Origin of the sequence: Actinoplanes ianthinogenes (assembly GCF_018324205.1) — a bacterium.
Lineage (GTDB): Bacteria > Actinomycetota > Actinomycetes > Mycobacteriales > Micromonosporaceae > Actinoplanes > Actinoplanes ianthinogenes.
This window is the reverse complement of record NZ_AP023356.1, coordinates 6,225,316-6,248,007: the sequence shown is the minus strand read 5'-3', so window position 1 is coordinate 6,248,007 and position 22,692 is coordinate 6,225,316. Positions and strand designations below refer to the sequence as shown.

The following is a 22,692-nucleotide window of genomic DNA, read 5'->3' as shown; positions in this document are numbered from 1 at the left end:
TTACTGGTTGGAGGCGTAGAGCTGCTGGATCTCGGCGGCGGACAGCGCCCGGTCGTAGAGGTGCACCTGGTCGGCGGCGCCGGCCAGGTAGTCGACCGGGTTGCCGCCGAACTTGCCGCGGCCGATCACCGTGTGACCGGTCGGGGCGGCCTGCGGGAGGCAGGCGTCGGCGGTGCCGGCGAGGACGCCGTCGACGTAGAGGCGCAGTTCGCCCTTGACCGTGTCGCGGACGCCGACCAGGTGGTACCACCGGCCCACCTCCGGCTTGCTCGGGCCGAGCGCGCGGACACCGGCGAAGCTCATCGCGAAGCGCTGGTCGGCGCCCGAGTACTGGAGGAAGAAGTCGCTGTTGGCGGCGCCGTCCTGGCTGACCACGGTCTGGAACGCGCCGTCGGCCTTGTCGAGCTTGACCCACGCCGCGACCGAGTAGTCGGAGGCGGTGTTCAGGACCGGGCGGCCGGCGTCCAGGTACTGGTTGCCGCCGTTGAACGCCACGCCCTGCCCGGTGTGCCCGTCGGTGAACGCCGGGCCGTTGACCGGGGTGAGGTCACCGTAGGACCCGTCGAGCGGCCAGAACGCGATCCCGGTCAGTCCCGGGGTGCCCGGGTCCGGCTGCGGGATGCCGGCGGTGGTGCCGTCCGCCCCCGCGATGATCTTCTCGTTGATCGCCCTGACCTGGGCCAGGTCCATCTTGGTGACCCGCCGGTCGTAGGTGAAGAAACCGTTGAGCTCGCCCTCCACGTCGGACAGCTGGGTGTAGATCGCCGCGCTGATCCCGCACCGCTGCGCCGAGGTCAGCACGTCCGCCTGGTTCTGCACGTACCGGCTGGTCAGCGTCGCCTTGTCGGGCGTCATCTGGTACGCGTTGCCGTCCCCGAACCACATGTGGTTGGCGACCTTCAGCCCGTACCCGCCGTGCTCGCCGTCGATCGACACCCGCTCGGTCGTCGGCCGTGGTGACGCCGGGCCCAGGTACTGGTGGAAGTCGATCACGTCGCCCCGGCCCGAGTCGCCCTTGGAGTTGCAGCAGTTCACCCCGCTGTGCGCGTTGACCAGGCGGGACGGGTCCTGCGCCTGGACCTCGTCGGCGATCCGGCCGGTGGCCGCCCGGTCCCACTCGCCCCAGCCCTCGTTGAACGGGATCCAGCCGACGATCGAGGTCCAGTTCTGGTGCTCGCGGACCATCTCGTGCAGCTCGGCCTCGAACTGACCGCGCCACTGCTCCGGGATCGGGCCGGTGTTCGACGACGGCATGTCCTGCCACACCATCAGGCCCAGCTTGTCGGCCCAGTAGTACCAGCGGTCCGGCTCCACCTTGATGTGCTTGCGCACCGCGTTGAAGCCCATCTCCTTGTCCTTCTTGAGATCCCACTTCAGTGCCGCGTCGGTGGGCGCGGTGTACAGGCCGTCCGGCCAGAAGCCCTGGTCGAGGTTGGCCATGTTGAACAGGATCTTGTTGTTCAGGGTGATCCGCAGCCGGCCGTCCTCGCCCTGGGCGGTGCCGACCGAGCGCATCCCGAAGTACGACCCGACCTTGTCGACGGTCGTCGTGCCGTCGATCAGGGAGACGTCGAGGTCATAAAGGTACGGGTCAGCGGGCGACCAGAGGTGCGGACGGGTGATCGGGAGTGCCAATGGCGTACCGGAAGGCCCTTGGATTTTGCCGGCCACCGCGCCGCTGCCTCGCGCAACGGCCTTGACCTGCAGGTCGTCGCGTCCCGCGACGTCGACCGTGAGGCGCAGGACGCCGGCGGCGAGATCCGGGGTGAAGCGCAGCCCGGTGATCGAGGCGGCCGGGACCGGCTCCATCCAGACGGTCTGCCAGATGCCGGAGCTGCCCTGGTAGAAGATGCCGTGGTCGCCGGTCCGGCGCTGCTTGCCGATCGGCTGGCCGGTGGCGTCGGTGAGGTCCTCGGCCCCGACGATCAGCTCCTGCTCGCCGCTGCCGGTGAGCGCGTCGGTGACGTCGGCGTCGAACTTGTCGTAGCCGCCGCGGTGCGTGGCGACCAGCTTGCCGTTGACGTAGACCTTGGCGTCGTAGTCGACCGCGCCGAAGTTGAGCTTGAGCCGGTTGCCGCCGCCGATGTTCCAGCCGCTCGGGACCGTGAAGGTGCGGCGGTACCACATCCGGTCCTCGTGCCGCTGGATGCCGGAGAGCGCGGACTCGATCGGATAGGGCACCAGCACCCGCTCGCCGAGGTCGGTCCCGGTCGGCACGGCCTGTCCGGTGGTGGCGCGGGCGAACTGCCAGACGCCGTTGAGGCTCTGCCACTTGCCGCGGGTGAGCTGCGGCCGGGGGTACTCGGGAAGGGCGTTGTCCGGGCCGACCTGGTCGGTCCACGGGGTGGCCAGCGGCGGGACGCCGGGGTGCCAGGCGGGCTCGGGATCGGCGGCGACGGCCGGTGGCGCCGCCGCCAGGACGGCGGCGACCACGGTCGCCACGGTGAGGATGTGTTTCTTCACGCGCGATGCTCCTTGAGGACGGTTCAGAAGCGCTCGTGTTCAACCGTGAGCAAACACAGTTGAACAATCGGCATCGACCGGCGTCAAGGTGTTCCGCTAGTCGGTTTGCGGAATCGGCGCCGAGCCGTCCTGGGCGAAGGTCACCGGGATGACCGTCCCGGCCGCCGCTCGCTCCAGGTCGAGGAAGAATTGATACAGGTCAACGCCACGGCGTTCGCCGTCCACGCCGCCGAGCACCTCGCAGACCGCCATGTGCAGGTGCGGCGGGATGCCGGCGTGGGCGAAGACGGTGCCGAGCAGGTCTCCGCGTTTCACCTCGGTGCCGATGCCCAGGCCGTCGGGGGTGCCGGTGAGGTGGGTGCAGAACGCGCCCATGCCGTCGTTCGGCGAGCGCATGAAGATCTGCGCGCCGTAGACCTTGCCGGAGTCGGTGGCCGGGTCGTGCGGCTGGAACTTGGTGATGTGCGCGTCGAACGGGGCGAAGACCTCGGTGCCCTCATCGGCGCCGAGGTCCATGCCGAAGGCGATGTACCAGTTCGGGCCGGTGTGGCCGCCCTGGCCCGGCCCGCCGAGGCCGTCCCGGGCACCGGCCGGGTCGACGGGCGCGGACATGTCGATGTCGAACGGTTCCATGGTGTCGGTCCTCTCAGGGCAGCAGGGCGGCGATCTCGGCGGGCAGGTCGGGCGAGTCGTACGCCAGGCTCTCCCCGGCCACCGCGCCCTCGATCTCGGTGATCTTGCTTTGCATGATCAGCATCTGGTCGTCGTCGAGGTCGCCGACGATCGCCGACTCGTCGACGCCGGCGGCGGCCGCGACGTCCTTGGCGTACCGGGCCGGGTCGTTGCCGTCCGAGGCGGGCGCGTACTTCTGGAACGCCGCCAGGACGGTGAGCCCGGCGTAGCCGGAGCCACGCAGCAGCTGGGCGATGGCGGCGAAGCCGGCGTCCCAGGTCGGGAAGATCAGGAAGTGGTGCCAGTTGAACTTGCCCGGGTACTGGCCGAAGTCCGGGCCGCCGGGCTGCCCGGTGATGTTGCCGGGGTTGTTGTTCAGCCAGGCGTAGGTGCCGGGGTGGTTGCGCATGTGCGGCTGCCCCCGGACGATCTCCGACTCGTACACGACGTAGTTGAAGATCTCGGTGCCGTGGCCCTGGTAGTCGGTCGGGCCCTGGAAGCCGGGGAACCAGTCGGCCTGCGGGATGCTCAGGTCGGTCGAGACGCGGCCGGTGGTGGACCAGTACCAGAGGTGGTCGCCGGGTTCGAGTGTCATGTCGGACTCCTGATCAGACGATGCCTGCGGTGGCGATGGCGGTGTTCGGGGTGAGGACGACCGGCCGCTCGACGTCGACGACGATCCCGTCGACCTCGATGGCGCGCACCAGGTTGCCCTCGGTGTCGGTGACCCGGAACGTGGTGCGCACCTTCGGGTCCACCGCGGTCCCGGCCTCGGTCAGCAGCGAGCGGTCGGTGCCGGTGGTCGCGTCGGTCACCGCGGAGAGCGCGGCGGTCACCGCCCGCGCCACGTCGGCGCGCACGGCCGGGTCGGCGAGGACCGCGTCGAGCAGCTTGCCCATGTCCCGGATCGGGACCGACTGGGCGGCCCGGTCGTCGCCGTTGCGGAACGCGAGCTGCGCGTCGACCAGACTGAGCACCAGGATGTACTCCTGGGTGAGCTGGAACAGCACGAAGTTGAGCGGCCGGTCACTGGCCAGGTTGTCGACCACCTGCCGGTACCCCTGCTCGGTCTGCTGGTCGATGCTGGTGTTCGTCTCCTCGGTGCGGACCTGCTGCGAGTGCCGGTCCTGGGACTCCTGCCGGGCGTTGTTGACCTGCCGCCCGACCGCCTTGGCGAACGACGAGCGCACGTCGTGGGTCTGCCCCTGCACGTGCAGCGTGGCGTCCACCTCGCCGCCGGTCAGCCCGGTCGCCTGGGCCTCGCCGTGGAACGAGGCGTCGGTGCCGTAGTCGTAGTCCTCCCGGCTCTGCTGCTCCGAGTCGTCGTGCCGGACCTGCTCGGAGAAGTTGTCGACGACCTGCTGCGAGCTGCTCTCCAGCAGGTTCGACGAGGTCTTCGTGTCGACCTTCTCCTGGCGGCGGGTGATCACCCAGACCTCGGTGCGGCTGCGGCCCTCGATCGTCCGGGTGCCGACCACGCCGCCGTTGCCGAGCCGGCCGTGGAAGGTGAACAGCTGGTACCGCTCGTCGAGGAAGAGCTGCGGGACCGGCATGTACCGGCCCAGGGCGGGCCAGCTCTCGACCGCCTTGGCGGGGCCCTCCACGACCCGGTCGGCGTCCAGGTCGTACCGGATGAACTGGTCGCCGCGGAAGAAGTAGATGTGGTTCTCGTGCGGCCCGGTGCCGTAGAACGCGAAGTCCACCCCGTCGGCGAAGGCCTCCGGCCAGTCCCGCCACAGCGGCGTGATGTCGGACGGGCCGAACTCGGTGACGTCGTCGCGCAGGTTGTAGCGGACGTACTTGCCGCCCTTGAAGAACCAGACGATGCCGAGGAACGGGCCGGCGCCGTGGATCACCGCGTCGAAGCCGGAACAGAACTCCGGCGGCAGGTTCCAGTTCCCGGCGATCGGCTGGGCCCCGATGATCACGGTGTCGCTGTTCGGGTCGTAACGCAGGTACTGGTCGCCGCTGAACAGCCAGACGTGCCCCTGGTACGGCGGGATGCTCCCGGTCAGCACCGCGTCGACCCGGTTGGCGAAGGCCGGCGGCACGTTCCAGTTGCCGGCGATCGGCAGCCAGCCGGACGTCTCGTCGTGGCGCTCCGGCTTCTCGAAGTACCGCAGGTACTTGCCGCCCCGGAAGAACCAGATGCGGTCGCCGGTCGCCCCGAACCCGCGGGCCGCGCAGCCGAAGGCGCCCTTGCGCCTGGCGTACGGCGAATCCGCCGGACCGGCGAACCCGCCGAGCCGCGCCGGAAACGCCGACGGCGGCACGTTCAGCGCGATCCGCACCGGCTTGAGCTGCGCCTCGATGCTCTCGGGCAGCGCCGGGGAGATCGCGAACAGTGGCTTGACCTCGGGCTTCGCCGGGTCCAGCGCCACGTCCGGTACTTGCTCGGTCATGGTCGTCCGCCTCTCAGGCCAGTTCGTCGATCTCGAGGTACAGCTCCCGCTCCACCTCGACGCCGACCGTGAAGCCGCGGGAGAAGCTGGGCGATCGGGTCAGCGCGAACGACCCGGTGGCGACCTCGCCGGCGTGCAGCCGCCGGTCGATGCCGTCGTCGCGGCCGAACGTGACCGGCTGCGCCTGGTCGAAGCGCAGCTCGGCGACGTCGTCGTCGAGCGGATGGCCGACCTGGGTGCGTACCGTGCCGGGTACGAACCGCACCGCGAGCACCTGGTCGAAATTCGGCCGGGTGGTCAGTTCGTGGGCCAGGAACACCTGCTCGCCGCGGCCGAAGCAGAGGTACGGCAACCCGCCGCCGGAGGCCGCCGCGTCCTCGATGTCGCGGAACCAGACGACGCGCCGCACGGTGACCCGCACGCCCTTGGCGATCGGGGTGCCGCCGCGTTCGAAGTGGCCACGGAACACCGTCCCGGTCAGCGTGGTCCGGGCCGGCCCGTCGTGCGGCCCCAGCTCGGCGATCGGGAACGGGTCGGGGTCGAAGGTGAACAGGCCGTCGCCGGTCACCTTCTCCAGGACGCCGGGCGGCAGTTCCGCCTCGAGCAGGACCTGGAAGTGGTGTGGACAGTGGTACATCGGCAGGTGCGACAGGTAGACCGGGCCGGCGCCGAACAGCAGCATGCCGTGGCGGCCGGTGGTGTCGCACTCGCCGCTCGGGTGATGGTGGTGGTCAGTCATGCCCGAACGGTCGTCCCCTGTCCTGCTCACGTACCTTGCGGCCACCTTGCGGCGCAGGCAAGCATGGGTGCGGGGGGGCACTATGGACGTCCGGTTGCTCGGGGAGGTGCAGCTGCTCGCCGCGGGCCGGCCGCTCGACACCGGGACCCCGCGGCAGCAGGCGGTGTTCGCCGCGCTCGCCGTCGACCCCGGCCGGCCGGTGCCGATCGAGACGCTCGTCGACCGGGTCTGGGGCGACGACCCGCCGGCCGAGGCCCGCAACGTCCTGTACTCGCACATCAGCCGGATCCGCGGGCTGCTCCGGCAGGCCGCGGTGCTCGGCGACGACGCCGCCGGGCGGCTCGACCGCCGGCACGCCGGCTACGTCCTCGACGTGGACCCGGACCTGGTCGACCTGCACCGGTTCGGCCGGCTCACCGACCAGGGCCGGGACCCGGACCGCCCGGAGGCCGACCGGGCGGCCGTGCTCGCCCAGGCGCTGAGCCTGTGGCGCGGCGCGCCGCTGGCGGCGCTCACCGGCGACTGGGCGGCCGGCGTCCGGCAGGCCTGGCACCAGCGCCGGCTCGACACCGTGGTCGCCTGGGCCCGCGCCGAGCTGCGGCTCGGGCACGCCGACGCGGTGATCGCCGCCGCTCCCCCGCTGATCGCCGAGTATCCGCTCGCCGAGCCGCTGGAAGCCCTGCTGATGGAGGCGCTGCACCGGACCGGGCGGGACGCCGAGGCGATGGACCGGTACGCCGCGGTCCGCACCCGGCTGGCCGAGGCACTCGGCGCCGACCCGGGCCCGCAGCTGCGCGCCCTGCACGAGGCGATCCTGCGCGGCGAGGCGCACGCCCCGCCACCGGTCCGGCCGGTGCCCGTCCCGGCCCAGCTGCCGCCGGACGTGTACGGCTTCGCCGGGCGTACCGCCCAGTTGCGTGAGCTGGAGGCGGTCCGGGCGACCACGCCGGCCCGGCCGGTGGCGATCGACGGGATGGCCGGCATCGGCAAGACCGCGCTGGCCGTGCACTGGGCGCACCGCGCCGCCCGGCACTTCCCCGGCGGCCAGCTCTACGTCAACCTGCGCGGCTTCGACGCGACCGGCGACCCGGTCCCGCCGGCCGAGGCGCTCCGCGGTTTCCTCGACGCGCTCGACGTCCCGCCGGAGCGGGTCCCGGCCGGGCTGGAGGCCCGGGCCGGGCTGTTCCGCAGCCTGCTGGCCGGCCGGCGGGTGCTGCTGCTGCTCGACAACGCCCGGGACGCCGAGCAGGTCCGCCCGCTGCTGCCCGGCGCGCCCGGCTGCCTCGCCGTGGTGACCAGCCGCAACCGGCTCGCCGGGCTGGTCACCACGGCCGGCGCGCACCCGCTGGCGCTCGGCCTGCCGCCGGCCGGCGAGGCCCGGGACCTGCTGGCGTACCGGATCGGCGTGCGCCGGGTGGCCGCCGAGCCGGACGCGGTCGACGAGATCGTCACCCGCTGCGCGCGGCTGCCGCTGGCCCTGGCGATCGTCGCCACCCGGGCCGCCGTCGCGCCCGAGCTGCCGCTCGCGGCGCTCGCCGGGGAGCTGCGCGAGGCGCAGGGCGGGCTGACCGAGTTCACCGACCCCGACCTGGAGAGCAACGTCCGGGCCGTCTTCTCCTGGTCGTACCGGCAGCTCGGCCCGGCGGCGGCGGAGCTGTTCCGGCGGCTGGCCGGGCATCCCGGCCCGGACCTCGGGGCGCCGGCCGCGGCCGCGCTGGCCGGGGTGCCGGTCACCGCCGTCCGGCCGGCGCTGGACGAGCTCACCCGGGCGCACCTGCTGGAGCGGGCCGGGGTCCGGTACACCCTGCACGACCTGCTCCGGGCGTACGCCACCGAGCTGGCCGGCACGCTCGACCCGGCGCCGGAGCGGGCCGCCGCGGCACGCCGGGTGCTGGGCTACTACGTGCACAGCGCGTACGCCGCCGACCTGCTGCTCAACCCGCTGCGCGACGAGCCGGTGGCCGCGCCGCCGCCGCTGCCCGCCGGGACCGTCGCGGAACGCCCGGCCGGGCAGCCGGAGGCGCGGGCCTGGTTCGGCGCCGAGTACCACGTGATGCTCGCGGCGCTGGGCGGGGCCGCGGACGACGAGATGGCGTGGCAGCTGGCCTGGGCGCTGACCCGGTACCTGTCGTACCACGGGCGCTGGCACGACTCGATCGAGGCGCTGTCCGCCGCGCTGGCGGCCGCCCGGCGGCGGGGCGAGCCGGCCGAGGCCGCGTTCGCCCACCGCTACCTGGGCTGCGCCTACGTGCGGCTGCGCCGGTTGGACGAGGCCGGCACGCACCTGGCCGAGGCGCTGCGGCTCCACCGGGCGGCGGGCGACGTCACCGGGCAGGCGCACGCCCACCGGCACCTGGCCTGGCTGCTGGAGGTGCAGGGCCGGTACCGGGAGGCGCTGGGGCACGCGGAACAGGCCGTCGAGCTGTTCACCGCGGCCGGGCACCGGGCCGGGCGGGGCCGCGGGCTCAACGCGATCGGCTGGTTCCACGCCATGCTCGGCGACTACGCCGAGGCGGTCACCGTGTGCCGGGCGGCGCTGCGCCTGCAGGCCGAGGCCGGGGACCGGTTCGGGCAGGCCGAGACCTGGGACAGCCTCGGATACGCCACGCAGCGGCTGGGCCGGCATCAGGAGGCGATCGACGCGTACCGGACAGCGGTGGCGCTCTATCAAGAGTTCGATGACCGGTACAACGAGGCGGACAGCACGGCCTCGCTGGGCGACGCGTACCACGCGGCCGGTGACGCCGCGGCGGCCCGCGCGGCCTGGCGATCCGCCGCGGACCTGCTCGACCTGATCGACCATCCGGGCGCGGCGGCCATCCGCGCCCGGGCCGGCACCTGAGAGGAGAGACATGGACGAGGTAGTCGTCAACCGGGAGGACATCGACGCGCTCGCCGAGGCCGTCGAACAGGGTGATCTGCCGGCACCGGAACTGCTGCGCGCCCTGGTCACCGCGATCCGCGAGTCGGTCGGCGAGGATTTCCGGGTCAGCGTGAGCGTCGAGGTGGACTCGGTGGACGATCAGTTCGAGGCCTCGTTCGCCCCGGAGCCGTCCGCGGATCGCACCGTCCGGGTCACCGTCATGAAGATCGGCCGCTGACCGCCCGCCGCACCGTGCGCACCGTGCTGGTCGCCATGCCGTTCATGAGCGTGGACCGGCCGTCGATCCAGCTCGGGCTGCTCCGGGCGATCGGCACGGCGCACGGCTTCCCGGTCGACACCCTGCACGCCAACCTGGACTTCGCGGCCCGCGTCGGCACGGACTTCTACCGGTCGGTCGCCGACGCGCGCGGGCCGCTGCTCGGCGACTGGCTGTTCGCGCCGGCGGCGTTCGGCGCGGCGGCGCCCGACCCGGACGGCCGGTTCCTCGACGAGCTGGGGATCACCGGGGCGCGGCGGGACCGGCTGCTGCGGGCCCGGGAGCGGGACGTTCCCGCGCTGCTCGACGACCTGGCGGCGGGGTATCCCTGGGCCGGGGTCGAGGTGGCCGGGTTCACCTGCACGTTCCAGCAGAACGTCGCGTCGTTCGCGCTGGCGCGGCGGCTGAAGGCGGACCACCCGGGGCTGGTCACGATCTTCGGCGGGGCCGGGTTCGACGACGAGATGGGGCTGGAGCTGCTGCGCCGGGTCGACGTGATCGACCTGATCGTGGCCGGGGAGGCGGACACGGCGTTCCCGGCCGTGCTGCGGGCGCTGTCCGAGGGTGCGGAGCCCGCGGCCGTACCGGGAATCGCCCGCCGTGCGGGCAGCGGTCTGAAAGTGACCGCGCCCGCTCCTCCGCAGGAGGATCTCGACGCTCTTCCGCCACCGGACTACCGCGAGTACTTCGCCCGCGCCGAGCGCCTCGGCCTGCTCTCCCCGGCCGAGCGCCGCGAAGTCTGGCTGCCCTTCGAGAGCTCCCGCGGCTGCTGGTGGGGCGCCAAGCATCACTGCACGTTCTGTGGCCTCAACGCGACCACGATGAGTTACCGCAGCAAGTCACCGCAGCGGATCCTCGCCGAACTCGACACCCTGTCGCGCCGGCACCGGACGCTGCGTTTCGAGGCGGTCGACAACATCCTCGACATGCGGCATCTCACCGAGCTGTTCCCGGCGATCGCCGACGGGCGGCACGACTACGAGTTCTTCTACGAGGCCAAGGCGAACCTGACCCGGGAGCAGCTGCGCGCGCTGGCCCGCGGCGGGGTGACCCGGTTGCAGCCCGGCCTGGAATCGCTGAGCTCAACGGTGCTGCGGCTGATGAACAAGGGCGTGCGGGCCGCACAGAACGTGAACCTGCTCCGCTGGGCCGGTTACTACGGGTTGGATGTGGCGTGGAGCATCCTGTGGGGCTTCCCGGGCGAGACCGCCGGCGACTACGCGGAGCAGACGGCCCTGATCCCGCACCTGGCGCACCTGCAACCACCCGAGGGATCCGGCCGCATCTGGCTGGAGCGCTTCAGCCCGCTCTTCACGAGCATCGAGAAGAAGACACCCACCCCCAGTTATCGGTACGTGTACCCGACCGGTTTCGACCACGCCCGGCTGGCCTACTTCTTCGACGACGCCTCCGGTGACGCCCTGCCGGACCACGTCTACGCCCCGCTGAGCGACGCGCTCGACGCCTGGTCGCGGGCCTGGTCGCGGGAGCCGCGGCCGGCGCTCACCTATCGGGCGGCGCCGGGCGTGGTGCAGATCCACGACACCCGGCACCCGGAGAGCGCGGGCACCTACACCTTCGACGGCGCGATCGCCGACGTGTACCTGTCCTGTGTGGATCGGCCGACCGGGGTCGCGGCGATCCACCGGCGACTGGGCCGGCCCGGCTTCGTGGACGAGGTGCTCGCCGAGTTCGCCCGGCGCGGGCTGATCTTCCGGGACGGGTCCCTGGTGGTCGCCCTGGCGACCCCGGCGGTGCCCGGCCGTTAACTTGAGTTTTAACGTGCGGCCTGGCGGTATCGACCCTGGCTGATCATGGAGACAGCCCTTGATTGATGATCTTCTTGTCTAGGGAAGAAAACCGAATCAAGGGCTGTCTGTTGATCAGTGTGCACGACGCTGTTCCGGCTGACGCGGTCGGGCAGCTGACCGCGTTTAGGCAGGAGTTCCACCGCTGCCTGAGCCGCCGTCCGGATGCTTTGTTCGAGCTGGTGGACGCGCTGTTGTGCGGGGACGGCCCGGTGATCTCGCTGCCCGAGCTGTCACTGACCGGTGAACATCGGCGCAGTCATGGTTCGCTGTACGCGGCCCTGAGCCGCGGCCGTATCGACGTCGACCGGCTACGGACCGCCTTGGCCTCGGTCACCGTCCCGAGAGCCGCTGACGGACGGATCGTCCTGGCCGTGGACGTGACCTGCTGGCTGCGACCCGAGGCCCACACCAGCCCGCAACGGGTGCTCTGCCACACCTACGGCCGCGGCAAGGACACCCACATCATGGTCCCGGGCTGGCCATACTCACTGGTCACCGCCCTGGAGACCGGCCGCAGCTCGTGGACCGCACCCCTGGACGCCCGCCGCCTGGCACCCGGCGACGACACTGCCACGATCACCGCCGGGCAACTCCGCGACGTGGTCGAACGGCTCATCGCCGCCGGACACTGGCAGCCCGGCGACCCCGACATCTGGATCGTCGCCGACGCCGGCTACGACGGACCCCGACTGGCGTTCCTGCTCACCGACCTGCCCGTGCAGATCCTGGTCAGGATGCGCTCCGACCGAGTCCTGCGCCGGCCCGCACCAGCCCGGACGCCAGGCACGACCGGCCGTCCGCCCCGCCACGGCGGCGAGTTCCTCTTCGGCGACCCTGCCAGCTGGGGCGAGCCCGACGCGGCTACCACGACCGACACCCGCCTCTACGGCGCCGCGACCGCCCGAGCCTGGCACCGGCTGCATCCGCGTCTGACTCACCGCACCGCCTGGATCAGCCAAAACGGGCAGCTACCGATCATCGAGGGCACCGTCATCAGACTGAGCGTCGAACAACTGCCGTCCGGCGGCAACCCGAAACCGGTCTGGCTCTGGTGGTCCCACCCCACCGCCGACAGCCACGAAGTCAACCTGGCCTGGCAGGCATTCCTCCGCAGGTTCGACATCGAGCACACCTTCCGCATGCTCAAACAGACCCTCGGCTGGACCCGCCCAAAACTACGCGACCCCGAGGCCGCCGACCGCTGGGCCTGGCTCGTGCTGGCGGCCTACACCCAACTGCGACTCGCCCGAGCAGCGGTCAGCGACCTACGCCGCCCCTGGGAACGACCCATGCCTGCCGAACGGCTCACGCCCGCCCGCGTCCGGCGCGGGTTTCGGAACCTGCACAGCAGGACCGGCAGTCCTACTGCTGCACCGAAACCCTCCCGGCCAGGCCCCGGACGCCCACCCGGCCGCCGCAACAACCAGCCGGCCACCCGCCACGACGTCCACATCGTCACCAGCCCAAACACCAGCCCAAGCGACAAGACGAAGAGAATCTCGAGCAGACCCAGACCACGCCGCACCGGTTAAAACTCAAGTTAAGGCCTGTTTCATAACCCGACCGGGGCTGCGGCGTGGCCAGGAGCGCGCCTGGCAGCGTCCGCCGTTGCCAGCCACACTCCTGACCTCGCCTCGCACTCGGCCGGGTTATGAAACAGGCCTTAAGCCCGGTGCTCGTAGAGCCAGGCGATCGCGTCGAACGACCAGCCGGTCGCGCCCGCCGCCAGGTCCGCGTCCCGGTCCCGCTGGTCCGGGCCGTCGGGCAGGTGGAACCGCGTCTTGTTCGCCGCCGACATGGCCTGCACCCGGCTGGTCCGGGCCAGGCGCGACGTCTCGTAGCGCCGCAACGCCTCGGCCGGATCACCACCGTCGGCGAGGCAGCGGGCCAGCGTGGCACCGTCCTCGACGGCCTGCGCGGCGCCCTGCGCCAGGAACGGCAGCATGGCGTGGCAGGCGTCGCCGAGCAGCGTCACCCGGCCCCGCGACCAGCGCTCCAGCGGCGCCCGGTCGAACAGCGCCCAGAGATACGTCTCGTCGGCGGCCGTCACGATCTCCCGCACCTGCGGATGCCACCCGTCGAACGCGGCCAGCACGTCGGCCAGGTCGCCGCGGTCGGTCCACGACTCGTGCGTCCAGGCGTCCCGCTCGAGCACCGCGACGAAGTTGAGCAGCCGCTGCCCGCTGACGAAGTAATGCACGAAGTGCTGCCCGGGGCCGAGCCAGGCCTGCGCGGACACCTCGATCGCCAGGTCGCGCACCCGGTCGGCGGGGACCAGCCCGCGGTACGCGACGCAGCCGGTGAACCGGGGGTTCTCGGCGCCGAACAGCTCGGCGCGCACCCGGGAGTGGATGCCGTCCGCGCCGACCAGCACGTCGGCGTCGTCGGTCCCGCCATCGCCGAAATGCGCCCGCACGTGGCTGCCGTGGTCGGTTATCCCGGTCAGCCGGTGGCCCAGGTGGAGCCGCTCGGCGGGGAACGCGGCGGCGAGCAAGGCGAGCAGGTCGGCCCGGTGCATGTGGTAGTACGGAAAACCGAACCGGGCCTGGACCTGGTCGCCCAGGGGCGCGCGTTGCAGGGTGCGGCCGTCGTCCCAGCGGCGCTGGTGGAACGCGAGCGGTCGCACCGCGGTGAGGGCGAGCTCCTTCTCCAGGCCGAGGCCGTGCAGGACGCGGGTCGCGTTCGGACTGAGCTGGATGCCCGCGCCGGTCTCGGTCAGCGCGGACGCCCGCTCGTGCACATGGACGTCGAAACCGGCGTCCAACAGCGACAGTGCCGCCGTCAGGCCGCCGATTCCGGCGCCGATCACATTGATCCTCATCGCTCGCGATTCTGCCATGTCAGCAGGCGTGCGCGACGACCTCCGGCTCGCCCGACGTGCTGGCCGGGACGGTCACGCACGCGACGCCGCCGGCCGAGGTGACCTCGGCGACGCCGCGCCGCACGACCTTCACGGTCACGCCCGGGATGGTCAGCTTGCGGGCGGCCTCCTTGAGGTGCGCCGCCGGCTTGCCGTCACTCACCGCGAGCAGCATGGCCTGCGAGCCGAGCAGCCCGGCCCAGGTCTCCGCCCCGCCGCCCGGGCCGATCGGGCCACCCGGGCCGCCGACGCCGGCACCGGCGCCCGCGATCTGCTCGAAGATCTTCGCGACGTCGAGTTTCGTGGCGTCGCCCGGAGCGGCGATGTCCGCCCCCGAGGCGATGTCGACTCGCAGGGTCGCGCGACCGGTGCTGCCCTCGGCGAACTGGAGCAGGTTGATCTCGAACGCCTTGAACCCGTCGTCGTCCACCCACAGGTCCATGACGATCGGCTTGTCCGCCGGCGGCTTGTCCAGCTCGGAGCCGAGCGACTTGTCGAGCAGCTCGGAGGTCGGCCCCCCGGCGATCGTCGCCATCGCCTCGACCAGGCGCTTGCCCTCGGTGTACGCCTTGACCGTGGACGTGGTGACGACCAGGTGGGTGTCGTCCTTGCCGTCGCGGACCACCTCGGCGCCCTCGATCAGGTTGTGCGCGCTGGCCTGCACCTCGGCGGCGAGCTTCTCGTTCTGCGCCGGGTCGGTGCTCGGCGCGACCCCGACGCTGCCCTCGCTGAGCTTCTTCAGGCCGGCCGCGTCGACCGAGACCCAGCCGCCGTCGAGCAGGGTCTCGACGCCCGGGACCGCGGCGCCCATCTCCTTGCGGATCTCGGCGATGTCGGCGGCCGAGGCGCCGAATTTCGCGGCCAGGTCGCTGACCGGCGCCTTCACGTAGGCGACCTGGTCGACCACCCGGATCTCGAGCCCGGTCACGCCGTCGATCACCGCGTTGATCAGGGCCTTGTCGTCGGCGACGCCGTCACCCGCCTTGTCCCAGGCGACCGTGAACGACGAGCGGTAGATCTTGCGGAGCAGGTCGGCGTCCTCGTCGGTGAAGGCGCCCTCACCGGTGCCGGACTCCTTCTTGGCCAGCGCGATCAGGTCGTCGACGCTGCCGCCCGCCTTGAGGGTGAAACCGGCCTTGCCGGTGGCCGCCAGCTTCTCCGCCGCCTTCTGGATCGCCAGCTTGGGCTCGAGCTGCTGCAACTGCTTGGCACACCCGACCGTGAGGGTCAGGGCGGTGACACCGGCGAGCGTGCCGGCCAGGAAGCGCTTCATGCGTCTCCGATCGAAGGGTGGGCCCGGGAGTGTACGACCCCCTATCGACCGGCATTGCCGTGTTTCATGGATTCCCGAATTTTAAGGTTCCCTTATGGTTGCCCGCGCTACCGCCTTTGAGCTGGGAAAACGCGGCGTTCGTGACACTCACGTGAGGTTGACGACACATCGACGGAGGCGTAATCGTAAGCCACCTTTCCAATCCCCTCGGCAAGGGAGATCCCCCGTGAAACGCTCCCGCATCCTCGCCATCGTGACCTCCGCGGTCGTCGTCGGCACTCTCGGCGCCCTCGGCGTCAGCACCGCCTCGGCGGCCAGCGCCGGCACCCTGAAGAGCGCCCTGAACGGCAAGTGCCTGGACGTCACCGACGGCTCCACCGCCAACGGCAACCTGCCCCAGCTCTGGGACTGCGTCGCCGGCAGCGCCAACCAGCTCTGGACCCTTGCCGACAACGGCTCGGTGCAGGGCAGGGGCAAGTGCCTGGACGTGGCGAACAACGCCACCACCGACGGCGCCGCCGTGCACCTCTGGGACTGCTACGACACCGTGAGCAGTCAGAAGTGGACGCTGAGCGCGGCCGGCGACCTGGTGAACCAGGCGTCCGGCAAGTGCCTGGACGTCAAGGACAAGAACACCGCGAACGGCGCGAAGCTCCAGATCTGGTCGTGCACCGGCACGTCCAACCAGAAGTGGACCTTCGGCTCCTCGGGCGGCACCACCCCACCCCCCTCCACCGGCGGGCCCGGCATCAAGGCCGTCGCGCCCTACTACTACACCGGCTGGGGCAACCCGCCGAACCTCACCGCGGTCACCACCGCCACCGGGGTCAAGTGGTTCACCATGGCGTTCATGCTGAACAGCGGCACCTGCGACCCGAAGTGGGACGGCGGACGGGCGCTGACCGGCGGCCAGGACCAGGCCGCGATCACCACCATCCGGGCCAACGGCGGGGACGTGGTGGTCTCCTTCGGCGGCGCCAGCGGTCCCTGGCTGGAGCACTACTGTCCGAGCGCGTCGGCGCTGGCCGCGGCGTACCAGAAGGTGATCAACGCGTACTCGCTCAAGGCGATCGACATCGACATCGAGGGGACGCCGTACAACAACGCGACCGACCAGCAGAAGACCGTCGACGCGCTGAAGACGATCAAGGCGAACAACCCCGGGATCACCGTCTACATCACGCTGGGCAGCGGGACGACCGGTCCGGACGACTCGCTGATCAAGCGCGCGGCGGCCGCCGGACTGGTGGTCGACGGCTGGGGCATCATGACCTTCGACTGGGGCAACACCAGCGGCAATCAGGGTCAGCTGACCATTCAGGCCGCGGACGGCCTGAAGAACAAACTCAAGTCCGCGTACGGCTGGTCCGACGCCGAGGCGTACAAGCACGTGGGCATCTCGTCGATGAACGGGATCACCGACGAGCACGCGACGGTCACCCTGGCCGACATGCAGACCATCACGGCGTACGCCCAGCAGCACACCATCGCGCGGCTGACGTTCTGGTCGCTGAACCGGGACCGGCAGTGCCCCGGCGCCTACCCGAACGACGACACGTGCAGCGGCGTGACCCAGTCCGCGTACCAGTTCACCAAGATCATTGGTGGGTACCGGGGCTGACCCGCGTCACCCCTCGACGAGTTTGCCGAGGGCGGCGACCAGGTCCTCCTCGCTGACCTCCATGTAGAGCTTCTTGTCGGTCGGGACGCTCAGGGCGTACGGGCAGGTCTTCACCGTCCCGGCGAGCCTGGTGTCGAGCACCCTCCTGCCGGTTGCCGTCTCGTAGACGTGCAACCGGTAGGAGGCGCGGTACATCGTCCCGGTCCCCGGCTCGGCCGGCGCCTTGTAGGTGCAGGTGCGCAGCTTCGCGCCGGCCGACACCCGGTCCACACAGGCCACCATCTGAATCTTCGCCGGGTCCTGCTGGGGCGACCAGACGGCCTCCTTCGCCTTGCCCTTCAGGAACCAGGTCTTGAACATCGTGAACGGCAGCCGGTCGCCGTTGCCCTGGTCGCCGTAGACCAGCACCGGGTGCGGCGCCCTGCCGGTCCGCTTCGGCTGCATCGGCCAGTAGGCCTCGCCGGCGCAGATCGGATCCACATCGAAATTGCTGCTCAGCGGCGTTTCCCGCGGCTTCGGCCCGGCGGGGGTCGCCGGCGGGGCCGTCGTCTCCGCGGGCTTCGTCGCCACCTTTTCGGTGGGTGCGCCGGTCGGCGCCGCCACCGGACCCGCGTCCTTCTCCGGCCAGAGCGCCACCAGAACGCCGGCCGCGCCCATCAGGAGCGCGACGGCGACGGCCGCCAGGATCGCGCCCAGCCGGCGCCGGGGCTTCGGTGGCACGGCCTCCGGGACGGCAAGCCGCAGCAGCTCCGCCGCCTCGAACGGCGGCTGGCCGAGCGGCGGCACCAGGCCCTGGATCGGCTCGGGCCACGGGTCGGCCGGCGTCTGGAGCTCGCCGGAACCGGGCGCCGGCTGCGGTCGCCCGCCGGCCCGGATCGCCCACTGGGCCAGGGGTGCGTACGCGGTCTTGTCGGCGTCCCCGGTCGTGGTCGGCTCGTCCTGTTCGGCCGCGTTCCCCGCCAGGGTGTCGGTGGGCACCGGCGCCACCGTCTCGTCACCGGCCGCCGGATCGGCCCGCTCGTCCCCCGTGTCAGCCATGCCGCGCTCAGCCTCTTCCCTCGCCTGGGAGCGTGACTGTATCGAAGAACTTGTCATCAGCGATGTCCGGCCGGTTGTTGCACCATCCGAACCGGCCCGGGTCCGGGCGTGGAACGAGGGAGGATGCCGACTGAGGGCGGGCTCGGAGGAGGTGGGCCGCGTGGCCAAGAAGGATCGGGTCGAACGACTGCCGAAGAAGGCGTACGAGGCGGAGCTGTTCCGCCTGCAAGGGGAGCTCGTCAAGCTCCAGGAGTGGGTCAAGGTCGAGGGCGCCCGGGTCGTGGTCGTCTTCGAGGGACGGGACGCGGCCGGCAAGGGCAGCACCATCAAGCGGGTCACCGAGTTCCTGAACCCGCGCCTGGCCCGGATCGCCGCCCTCCCCGCGCCGACCGAGCGGGAGCGCGGGCAGTGGTACTTCCAGCGCTACATCGAGCGCTTCCCGGCCGCCGGCGAGATCGTGCTGTTCGACCGGAGCTGGTACAACCGGGCCGGCGTCGAGCGGGTGATGGGCTTCTGCACCCAGGCGGAGTACATGCGCTTCCTGCACCAGTGCCCGATCTTCGAACGGCTGCTGATCGAGGACGGGATCCTGCTGCGCAAATACTGGTTCTCGGTCAGCGATCACGAGCAGGAGGAGCGGTTCCGATCCCGGCTGACCGATCCGATGCGCCGCTGGAAGCTCTCCCCGATGGACCTCGAGTCGATCAGCCGGTGGGAGGAGTACTCCCGGGCCAAGGACGAGATGTTCCTGCACACCGACATCCCCGAGGCGCCCTGGCACGTCGTGGAGAGCGAGGACAAGCGGCGGGCGCGGATCAACATGATCGCCCACCTGATCTCCACGATCCCGTACCACGAGGTGCAGCGGGTGCCGCTGTCGCTGCCGCCCCGGCCGCCGTCGAGCGGCTATCAGCGGACGCCGCGCGACATGCAGACGTTCGTGCCCGACCACGCCGCGAAACTGGCTCGCTCCTAGCCGCTCAGGGCCGGTAACCGCGCCGGATGAAGTCGATCATCTCGACCAGTCCCTCCTCGACCTGCTCCTCGGTGAATCCGCCGCTCAACGCCAGATCGGTCATCCCCTGGAGGACGGCGGCGAGCGGCACGGCGAGCCGGATCACCGGCCCCTCCCGGACCTCGCCCCGGCGCTGGCCGTCCTCGATCAGTCCGGTGGCCATCGCCATCAACCGCTGGGTGGCCTCGATCAGCTCCGCGGGCGCGGTCGGCTCGTGCTTGCGCGAGAACATCAGCTCCAGCAGCGCCGGGTTGCCGATCGCGAACGTCACATACGTCCGGGTGAGTGCGGTGAGCCGCTCGCCGAACGAGTCGCCGGTCCGTGCCAGCGCCTCGGTCATCGCGGCGGTGAGCCGGTCGAAGCCCTCCAGCGCCAGCGCGTCCAGCAGCGCCTGCTTGGTCCGGAAGTGCCGGCTCGGCGCGGCCGGACTGACCCCCGCCGCACGGGCCAGCTCACGCAGCGACAGCTCGCCGGGCCCCCGGTCGCGCAGGGTGTCCTCGGCGAGGGCGAGCAGGGCGGCGCGCAGGTCCCCGTGATGGTACGGACGGGTCTTCATGCCACCAGCCTACCGTGATGTAGGCGACGAACACATTGTGATCGTTGCCTACATTGTTATCACCGCCTACATTGAGGGCATGCCTTCGAACCTCGCCGCCCAGCTGGGCGGAAAGTCCACCGGAGCCCGCCGCGCCCGCGTCGAAGCCTCGCCCCAGTTCGCCGACGGCAAGTTCCGCAACCCCGTGCCCACCGCCTCCTCCGTGTCGCTCACCGCCCTCCCGCGGATCGCCGTCGCTGCCTTCACCGGCACCGAGGCCCGCCGCCCGCACCAGGACATCCCCCTGGTCAGCGCTGCTCCCGCCGACGCCGAGGGCCTGCACGTCACCTGGTACGGGCACTCCACCGCGCTGATCGAGATCGAGGGGCGCCGGGTGCTGCTCGACCCGGTGTGGAGCGACCGCTGCTCCCCCTCCCAGCTGGCCGGCCCGCGCCGGCTGCACCGGCCGCCGGTCCCGCTGCACGAGCTGCCTGCGGTCGACGCCGTGGTGATCTCCCACGACCACTACGACCACCTCGACATGGCGACCGTCCAGCACCTGGCCGCGCACCACCCGGCGACCTTCGTGGTGCCGCTCGGCGTCGGCGCGCACCTGGAGCGCTGGGGCGTGCCCGAGGATCGCATCGCCGAGCTCGACTGGCACGAGAGCACCCGGGTGGCCGGCCTCGACCTGATCGCCACCCCGGCACGGCACTTCTCCGGGCGCGGGTTCAGCCGGGACGAGACGCTCTGGGCCAGCTGGGTGATCAAGGGACCGGCCCGCCGGGTCTTCTACTCCGGCGACACCGGCTACTTCCCCGGCTTCGCCGCGATCGGCGCGGAGCACGGCCCGTTCGACGTCACGCTGGTGCAGGTGGGTGCGTACGGCGCCGACTGGCCGGACATCCACATGGTCCCGGAGGACGGGGTGGCCACCCACCTCGACGTCCACGGCGGCCTGCTGATCCCGGTGCACTGGGCCACCTTCGACCTCGCGACGCACCGGTGGGCCGAGCCCGCCGACCGCACCTGGCGCGAGGCCAAGGCCCGCGACGTGCGGCTCGCCATCCCGCGCCCCGGCCAGCGGGTCGACGTGGACGGCCCGCCGGAGATCGACGCCTGGTGGCAGCAGGTCGCCTGAGACTTCTGCTCTTGGTGGACGGCGCGGCACACTCGGTTATGCCGTACCTCGATGTCGTTGATCCCGACTTTGATCTGACCGCGCCGGAGGTGTTCGCGGCGCAGGCCGCCGGCTGGTACGCCGACAGCCCGCTCGGCCCGTTCGTGCTGCGCCACGCGCAGGCGCACGAGCTGCTCCGCGACCGCCGGTTCGACCACGGCGGCGACGACTACCTGCGCCGCAACGGCATCACCTCCGGGCCGATCTACGACTGGTGGGTGCCGATGATCGTCAATCGGGACGGCCCCGACCACCGGCGGCTCCGCGGCCTGGTCTCCCGCTCCTTCACACCCCGCACCATCGGCCGGCTGCGGCCGTTCGTCCGCGCGACGGCCGAGGCGCTGGCCGACGAGATCGCCGAGGCCGGCGAGGTCGAGTTCGTCGGCGCCTTCGCCGACCGCCTGCCGCTGGCGGTGATGGGCGAGCTGCTCGGCGTGCCCGCCGCCGACCACGACGTCTTCAGCGTCTGGTCCAGCGACCTGGGCCTGATCTTCGCCCTGGCCACCGGCGGCGACAAGGCGGCCCGCGTCGAACAGGCCGTCACCGGCCTGGACGCCTACATCGACGCGCTGATCGACGAGAAGACCAAGAACCCGGCCGACGACCTGATCTCCGCGATGGTCGCCGAGCAGGCGGTCACCCGCGAGGAGCTGCGCAACCTGCTGGTCACCCTGGTCTTCGGCGCCCACGACAACACCCGCCAGCAGTTCTCGAACGCCCTGGTCACCTTCGCCGAGCACCCGGCACAGTGGACGCTGCTGCACGACCGCCCGGACCTGGCCGGGAACGCCGTCACCGAGACGATGCGCTGGCGGCCGGCGGCGGCCAGCATCTTCCACCGCGCCGTCGAGGACTTCGAGTTCCAGGGCCTGTCCGTCACCGCCGGAAGCTTCGTCACCATCGCCGCACAGACCGCCCAGCGCGATCCGCGCGCCTATCCCGGGGGCGAGGTCTTCGACATCACCGCCGGGTTCGAGGCGCCGCTGCTCCAGTTCGGCGCGGGCCCGCACTATTGTCTGGGCGCCGCTCTGGCCCAGGCCGAACTGGCCGAGTCCCTGCCGATCCTGACGCGCCGCTTCGGCCCACCGGTCATCACCGGCGAGGTGACGTGGCGCCCGGCCATCGGCACCCACGGCCCCGACCGGCTCCCGCTCCACTTCCCGGTTCTCGCCTAGCCCTTCGCCCGGGAGGTTGCGCGGTCAGTACTCGTTCTTGATGACGAAGTACGACCCGCGGATGGTCCCGGCCAGCTTCGACTTCTGCCGGGCGAACTTGAACGCCCCGAGCTCCGCGGGAACCTCCATCCCGTCGGAGAGCTTGAACCCGACCGCCCGCTTCCCGCCCTCGTCGACGGTGTACATCACGTTGATCGACAGTCCGTCCTCGTAGAAGACGTACGCCATCCGGATGTTCTCGACCTGGAACGCGGTTGCCTCCAGCGGCCGGGCGGCGACGACGATGCCGCGCTCCTCCGCGAGGATCCGGCTCACCCACGCGATCGTCGCCTCGGCGTCACTCGCGGCCTCGACCGTGAAGACGTGCCCGTACTTGTTCTTGAAGTACCGGGCCTCGTTCGCCCGCAGCCCGGCCAGCGCCTCCGCGACCGGCGACGACTCGAGGCCCACGGTCGAAACGGTCTCGAAGTCCACGACATAGCTCATGACGAATCATGGTGTCATCCCCGGCGGCCACCCACCCACAGTTTGATTCACAGCTGCGCAGGGACTTCGGCCAGTCAATCCCCGGCAACGGCAAGGTCCGGGACCGCCTGCCCCCATCAACCGCGCAGAGATCTCACACCGGCGCGGCTCCGCGCCATCTCCTGCCGTCCTGGCCAGCAGGCGCTTACGGCAGCTTCGCTCAACAAGCCTCCCCGGTGCGCCTCGCAAAGTAGTGCGACAGCCAAAAATTGAGGTTAGTTTCTTAAAATAAAATGGCCCCTA

General features: G+C 71.4%; 18 protein-coding genes. 8 read left to right on the top strand and 10 right to left on the bottom strand.

Going from position 1 to position 22,692, the window contains the following annotated elements; genetic code table 11:
• From Aiant_RS28390 to Aiant_RS28370, 5 genes are all read right to left on the bottom strand, one after another.
• Positions 1–2,463 (bottom strand): LamG-like jellyroll fold domain-containing protein, encoded by a 2,463-nt coding sequence (locus tag Aiant_RS28390; RefSeq protein ID WP_212846532.1) that lies wholly within the window; start codon positions 2,461–2,463, stop codon positions 1–3.
• A gap of 96 nt (positions 2,464–2,559) precedes the next feature.
• Complete coding sequence (locus tag Aiant_RS28385) at positions 2,560–3,096, bottom strand: hypothetical protein (RefSeq protein ID WP_189334682.1); 537 nt, start codon at positions 3,094–3,096, stop codon at positions 2,560–2,562.
• A 13-nt stretch (positions 3,097–3,109) separates the two neighbouring features.
• A complete protein-coding gene (locus Aiant_RS28380; protein WP_189334681.1) occupies positions 3,110–3,730 on the bottom strand; it encodes a hypothetical protein in 621 nt (206 codons plus the stop codon).
• 13 nt (positions 3,731–3,743) lie between these two features.
• Complete coding sequence (locus Aiant_RS28375; protein ID WP_189334680.1) at positions 3,744–5,537, bottom strand: hemopexin repeat-containing protein; 1,794 nt, start codon at positions 5,535–5,537, stop codon at positions 3,744–3,746.
• Positions 5,538–5,550: 13 nt separating this feature from the next.
• Entirely contained in the window at positions 5,551–6,276 is a 726-nt protein-coding gene (locus Aiant_RS28370; protein ID WP_189334679.1) for a hypothetical protein, read from the bottom strand.
• A gap of 82 nt (positions 6,277–6,358) precedes the next feature.
• On the opposite strand from Aiant_RS28370, the gene Aiant_RS46625 reads away from it, so the two are divergent.
• The 4 genes from Aiant_RS46625 (at position 6,359) to Aiant_RS28350 (ending at position 12,759) form a co-directional block, all read left to right on the top strand.
• Entirely contained in the window at positions 6,359–9,118 is a 2,760-nt protein-coding gene (locus Aiant_RS46625) for an AfsR/SARP family transcriptional regulator (RefSeq protein ID WP_189334678.1), read from the top strand.
• A gap of 10 nt (positions 9,119–9,128) precedes the next feature.
• Positions 9,129–9,377: a hypothetical protein gene (locus Aiant_RS28360; RefSeq protein ID WP_189334677.1), complete on the top strand. Its 249-nt coding sequence runs from the start codon at positions 9,129–9,131 to the stop codon at positions 9,375–9,377.
• Positions 9,378–9,400: 23 nt separating this feature from the next.
• A complete protein-coding gene (locus tag Aiant_RS28355) occupies positions 9,401–11,185 on the top strand; it encodes a RiPP maturation radical SAM C-methyltransferase (protein ID WP_229831033.1) in 1,785 nt (594 codons plus the stop codon).
• Positions 11,186–11,295: 110 nt separating this feature from the next.
• A complete protein-coding gene (locus Aiant_RS28350; RefSeq protein WP_212846531.1) occupies positions 11,296–12,759 on the top strand; it encodes an NF041680 family putative transposase in 1,464 nt (487 codons plus the stop codon).
• Positions 12,760–12,890: 131 nt separating this feature from the next.
• On the opposite strand, the gene Aiant_RS28345 is transcribed toward Aiant_RS28350, so the two are convergent.
• On the bottom strand, positions 12,891–14,048 hold the full coding sequence (locus Aiant_RS28345) for an FAD-dependent monooxygenase (protein WP_229831373.1): 1,158 nt from the start codon (positions 14,046–14,048) through the stop codon (positions 12,891–12,893).
• A 19-nt stretch (positions 14,049–14,067) separates the two neighbouring features.
• Positions 14,068–15,360, bottom strand: a complete 1,293-nt coding sequence (locus tag Aiant_RS28340) for a hypothetical protein (protein ID WP_189336115.1) — start codon at positions 15,358–15,360, stop codon at positions 14,068–14,070.
• Between the two features lie 226 nt (positions 15,361–15,586).
• On the opposite strand from Aiant_RS28340, the gene Aiant_RS28335 reads away from it, so the two are divergent.
• The gene (locus Aiant_RS28335; RefSeq protein ID WP_229831374.1) at positions 15,587–16,981 is read left to right on the top strand and encodes a ricin-type beta-trefoil lectin domain protein; all 1,395 of its coding nucleotides are present in this window, start codon (positions 15,587–15,589) and stop codon (positions 16,979–16,981) included.
• 6 nt (positions 16,982–16,987) lie between these two features.
• Here the strand turns inward: Aiant_RS28335 and Aiant_RS28330 are convergent, their stop codons facing one another.
• Positions 16,988–18,019 carry a hypothetical protein gene (locus Aiant_RS28330; protein ID WP_189336117.1) on the bottom strand — a complete coding sequence of 344 codons (1,032 nt, stop codon included), beginning with the start codon at positions 18,017–18,019 and terminating at the stop codon, positions 16,988–16,990.
• A 160-nt stretch (positions 18,020–18,179) separates the two neighbouring features.
• Between Aiant_RS28330 and ppk2 the strand changes: the two genes are divergently transcribed.
• On the top strand, positions 18,180–18,995 hold the full coding sequence (gene ppk2, locus Aiant_RS28325; protein WP_189336118.1) for a polyphosphate kinase 2: 816 nt from the start codon (positions 18,180–18,182) through the stop codon (positions 18,993–18,995).
• A 4-nt stretch (positions 18,996–18,999) separates the two neighbouring features.
• Here the strand turns inward: ppk2 and Aiant_RS28320 are convergent, their stop codons facing one another.
• Positions 19,000–19,590 (bottom strand): TetR/AcrR family transcriptional regulator, encoded by a 591-nt coding sequence (locus Aiant_RS28320; protein WP_189336119.1) that lies wholly within the window; start codon positions 19,588–19,590, stop codon positions 19,000–19,002.
• A 79-nt stretch (positions 19,591–19,669) separates the two neighbouring features.
• Here Aiant_RS28320 and Aiant_RS28315 point away from each other — a divergent pair, with 79 nt between their 5' ends.
• Both Aiant_RS28315 and Aiant_RS28310 read left to right on the top strand, forming a co-directional pair.
• Positions 19,670–20,710 (top strand): MBL fold metallo-hydrolase, encoded by a 1,041-nt coding sequence (locus Aiant_RS28315; RefSeq protein ID WP_189336120.1) that lies wholly within the window; start codon positions 19,670–19,672, stop codon positions 20,708–20,710.
• Between the two features lie 38 nt (positions 20,711–20,748).
• Complete coding sequence (locus Aiant_RS28310; protein ID WP_189336121.1) at positions 20,749–21,924, top strand: cytochrome P450; 1,176 nt, start codon at positions 20,749–20,751, stop codon at positions 21,922–21,924.
• Positions 21,925–21,948: 24 nt separating this feature from the next.
• Here the strand turns inward: Aiant_RS28310 and Aiant_RS28305 are convergent, their stop codons facing one another.
• Complete coding sequence (locus tag Aiant_RS28305) at positions 21,949–22,410, bottom strand: phage tail protein (protein WP_189336122.1); 462 nt, start codon at positions 22,408–22,410, stop codon at positions 21,949–21,951.
• Between the last annotated feature and the right edge of the window lie 282 nt (positions 22,411–22,692).

Bases quoted from the DNA above. Each gene is read 5' to 3' on its own strand.
- Aiant_RS28385 (WP_189334682.1), bottom strand. From the start codon at position 3,096: ATGGAACCGTTCGACATCGACATGTCCGCGCCCGTCGACCCGGCCGGT.
- Aiant_RS28380 (WP_189334681.1), bottom strand. From the start codon at position 3,730: ATGACACTCGAACCCGGCGACCACCTCTGGTACTGGTCCACCACCGGC.
- Aiant_RS28375 (WP_189334680.1), bottom strand. From the start codon at position 5,537: ATGACCGAGCAAGTACCGGACGTGGCGCTGGACCCGGCGAAGCCCGAG.
- Aiant_RS28370 (WP_189334679.1), bottom strand. From the start codon at position 6,276: ATGACTGACCACCACCATCACCCGAGCGGCGAGTGCGACACCACCGGC.
- Aiant_RS46625 (WP_189334678.1), top strand. From the start codon at position 6,359: ATGGACGTCCGGTTGCTCGGGGAGGTGCAGCTGCTCGCCGCGGGCCGG.
- Aiant_RS28360 (WP_189334677.1), top strand. From the start codon at position 9,129: ATGGACGAGGTAGTCGTCAACCGGGAGGACATCGACGCGCTCGCCGAG.
- Aiant_RS28345 (WP_229831373.1), bottom strand. From the start codon at position 14,048: ATGAGGATCAATGTGATCGGCGCCGGAATCGGCGGCCTGACGGCGGCA.
- Aiant_RS28340 (WP_189336115.1), bottom strand. From the start codon at position 15,360: ATGAAGCGCTTCCTGGCCGGCACGCTCGCCGGTGTCACCGCCCTGACC.
- Aiant_RS28330 (WP_189336117.1), bottom strand. From the start codon at position 18,019: ATGGCTGACACGGGGGACGAGCGGGCCGATCCGGCGGCCGGTGACGAG.
- Aiant_RS28320 (WP_189336119.1), bottom strand. From the start codon at position 19,590: ATGAAGACCCGTCCGTACCATCACGGGGACCTGCGCGCCGCCCTGCTC.
- Aiant_RS28315 (WP_189336120.1), top strand. From the start codon at position 19,670: ATGCCTTCGAACCTCGCCGCCCAGCTGGGCGGAAAGTCCACCGGAGCC.
- Aiant_RS28310 (WP_189336121.1), top strand. From the start codon at position 20,749: ATGCCGTACCTCGATGTCGTTGATCCCGACTTTGATCTGACCGCGCCG.
- Aiant_RS28305 (WP_189336122.1), bottom strand. From the start codon at position 22,410: ATGAGCTATGTCGTGGACTTCGAGACCGTTTCGACCGTGGGCCTCGAG.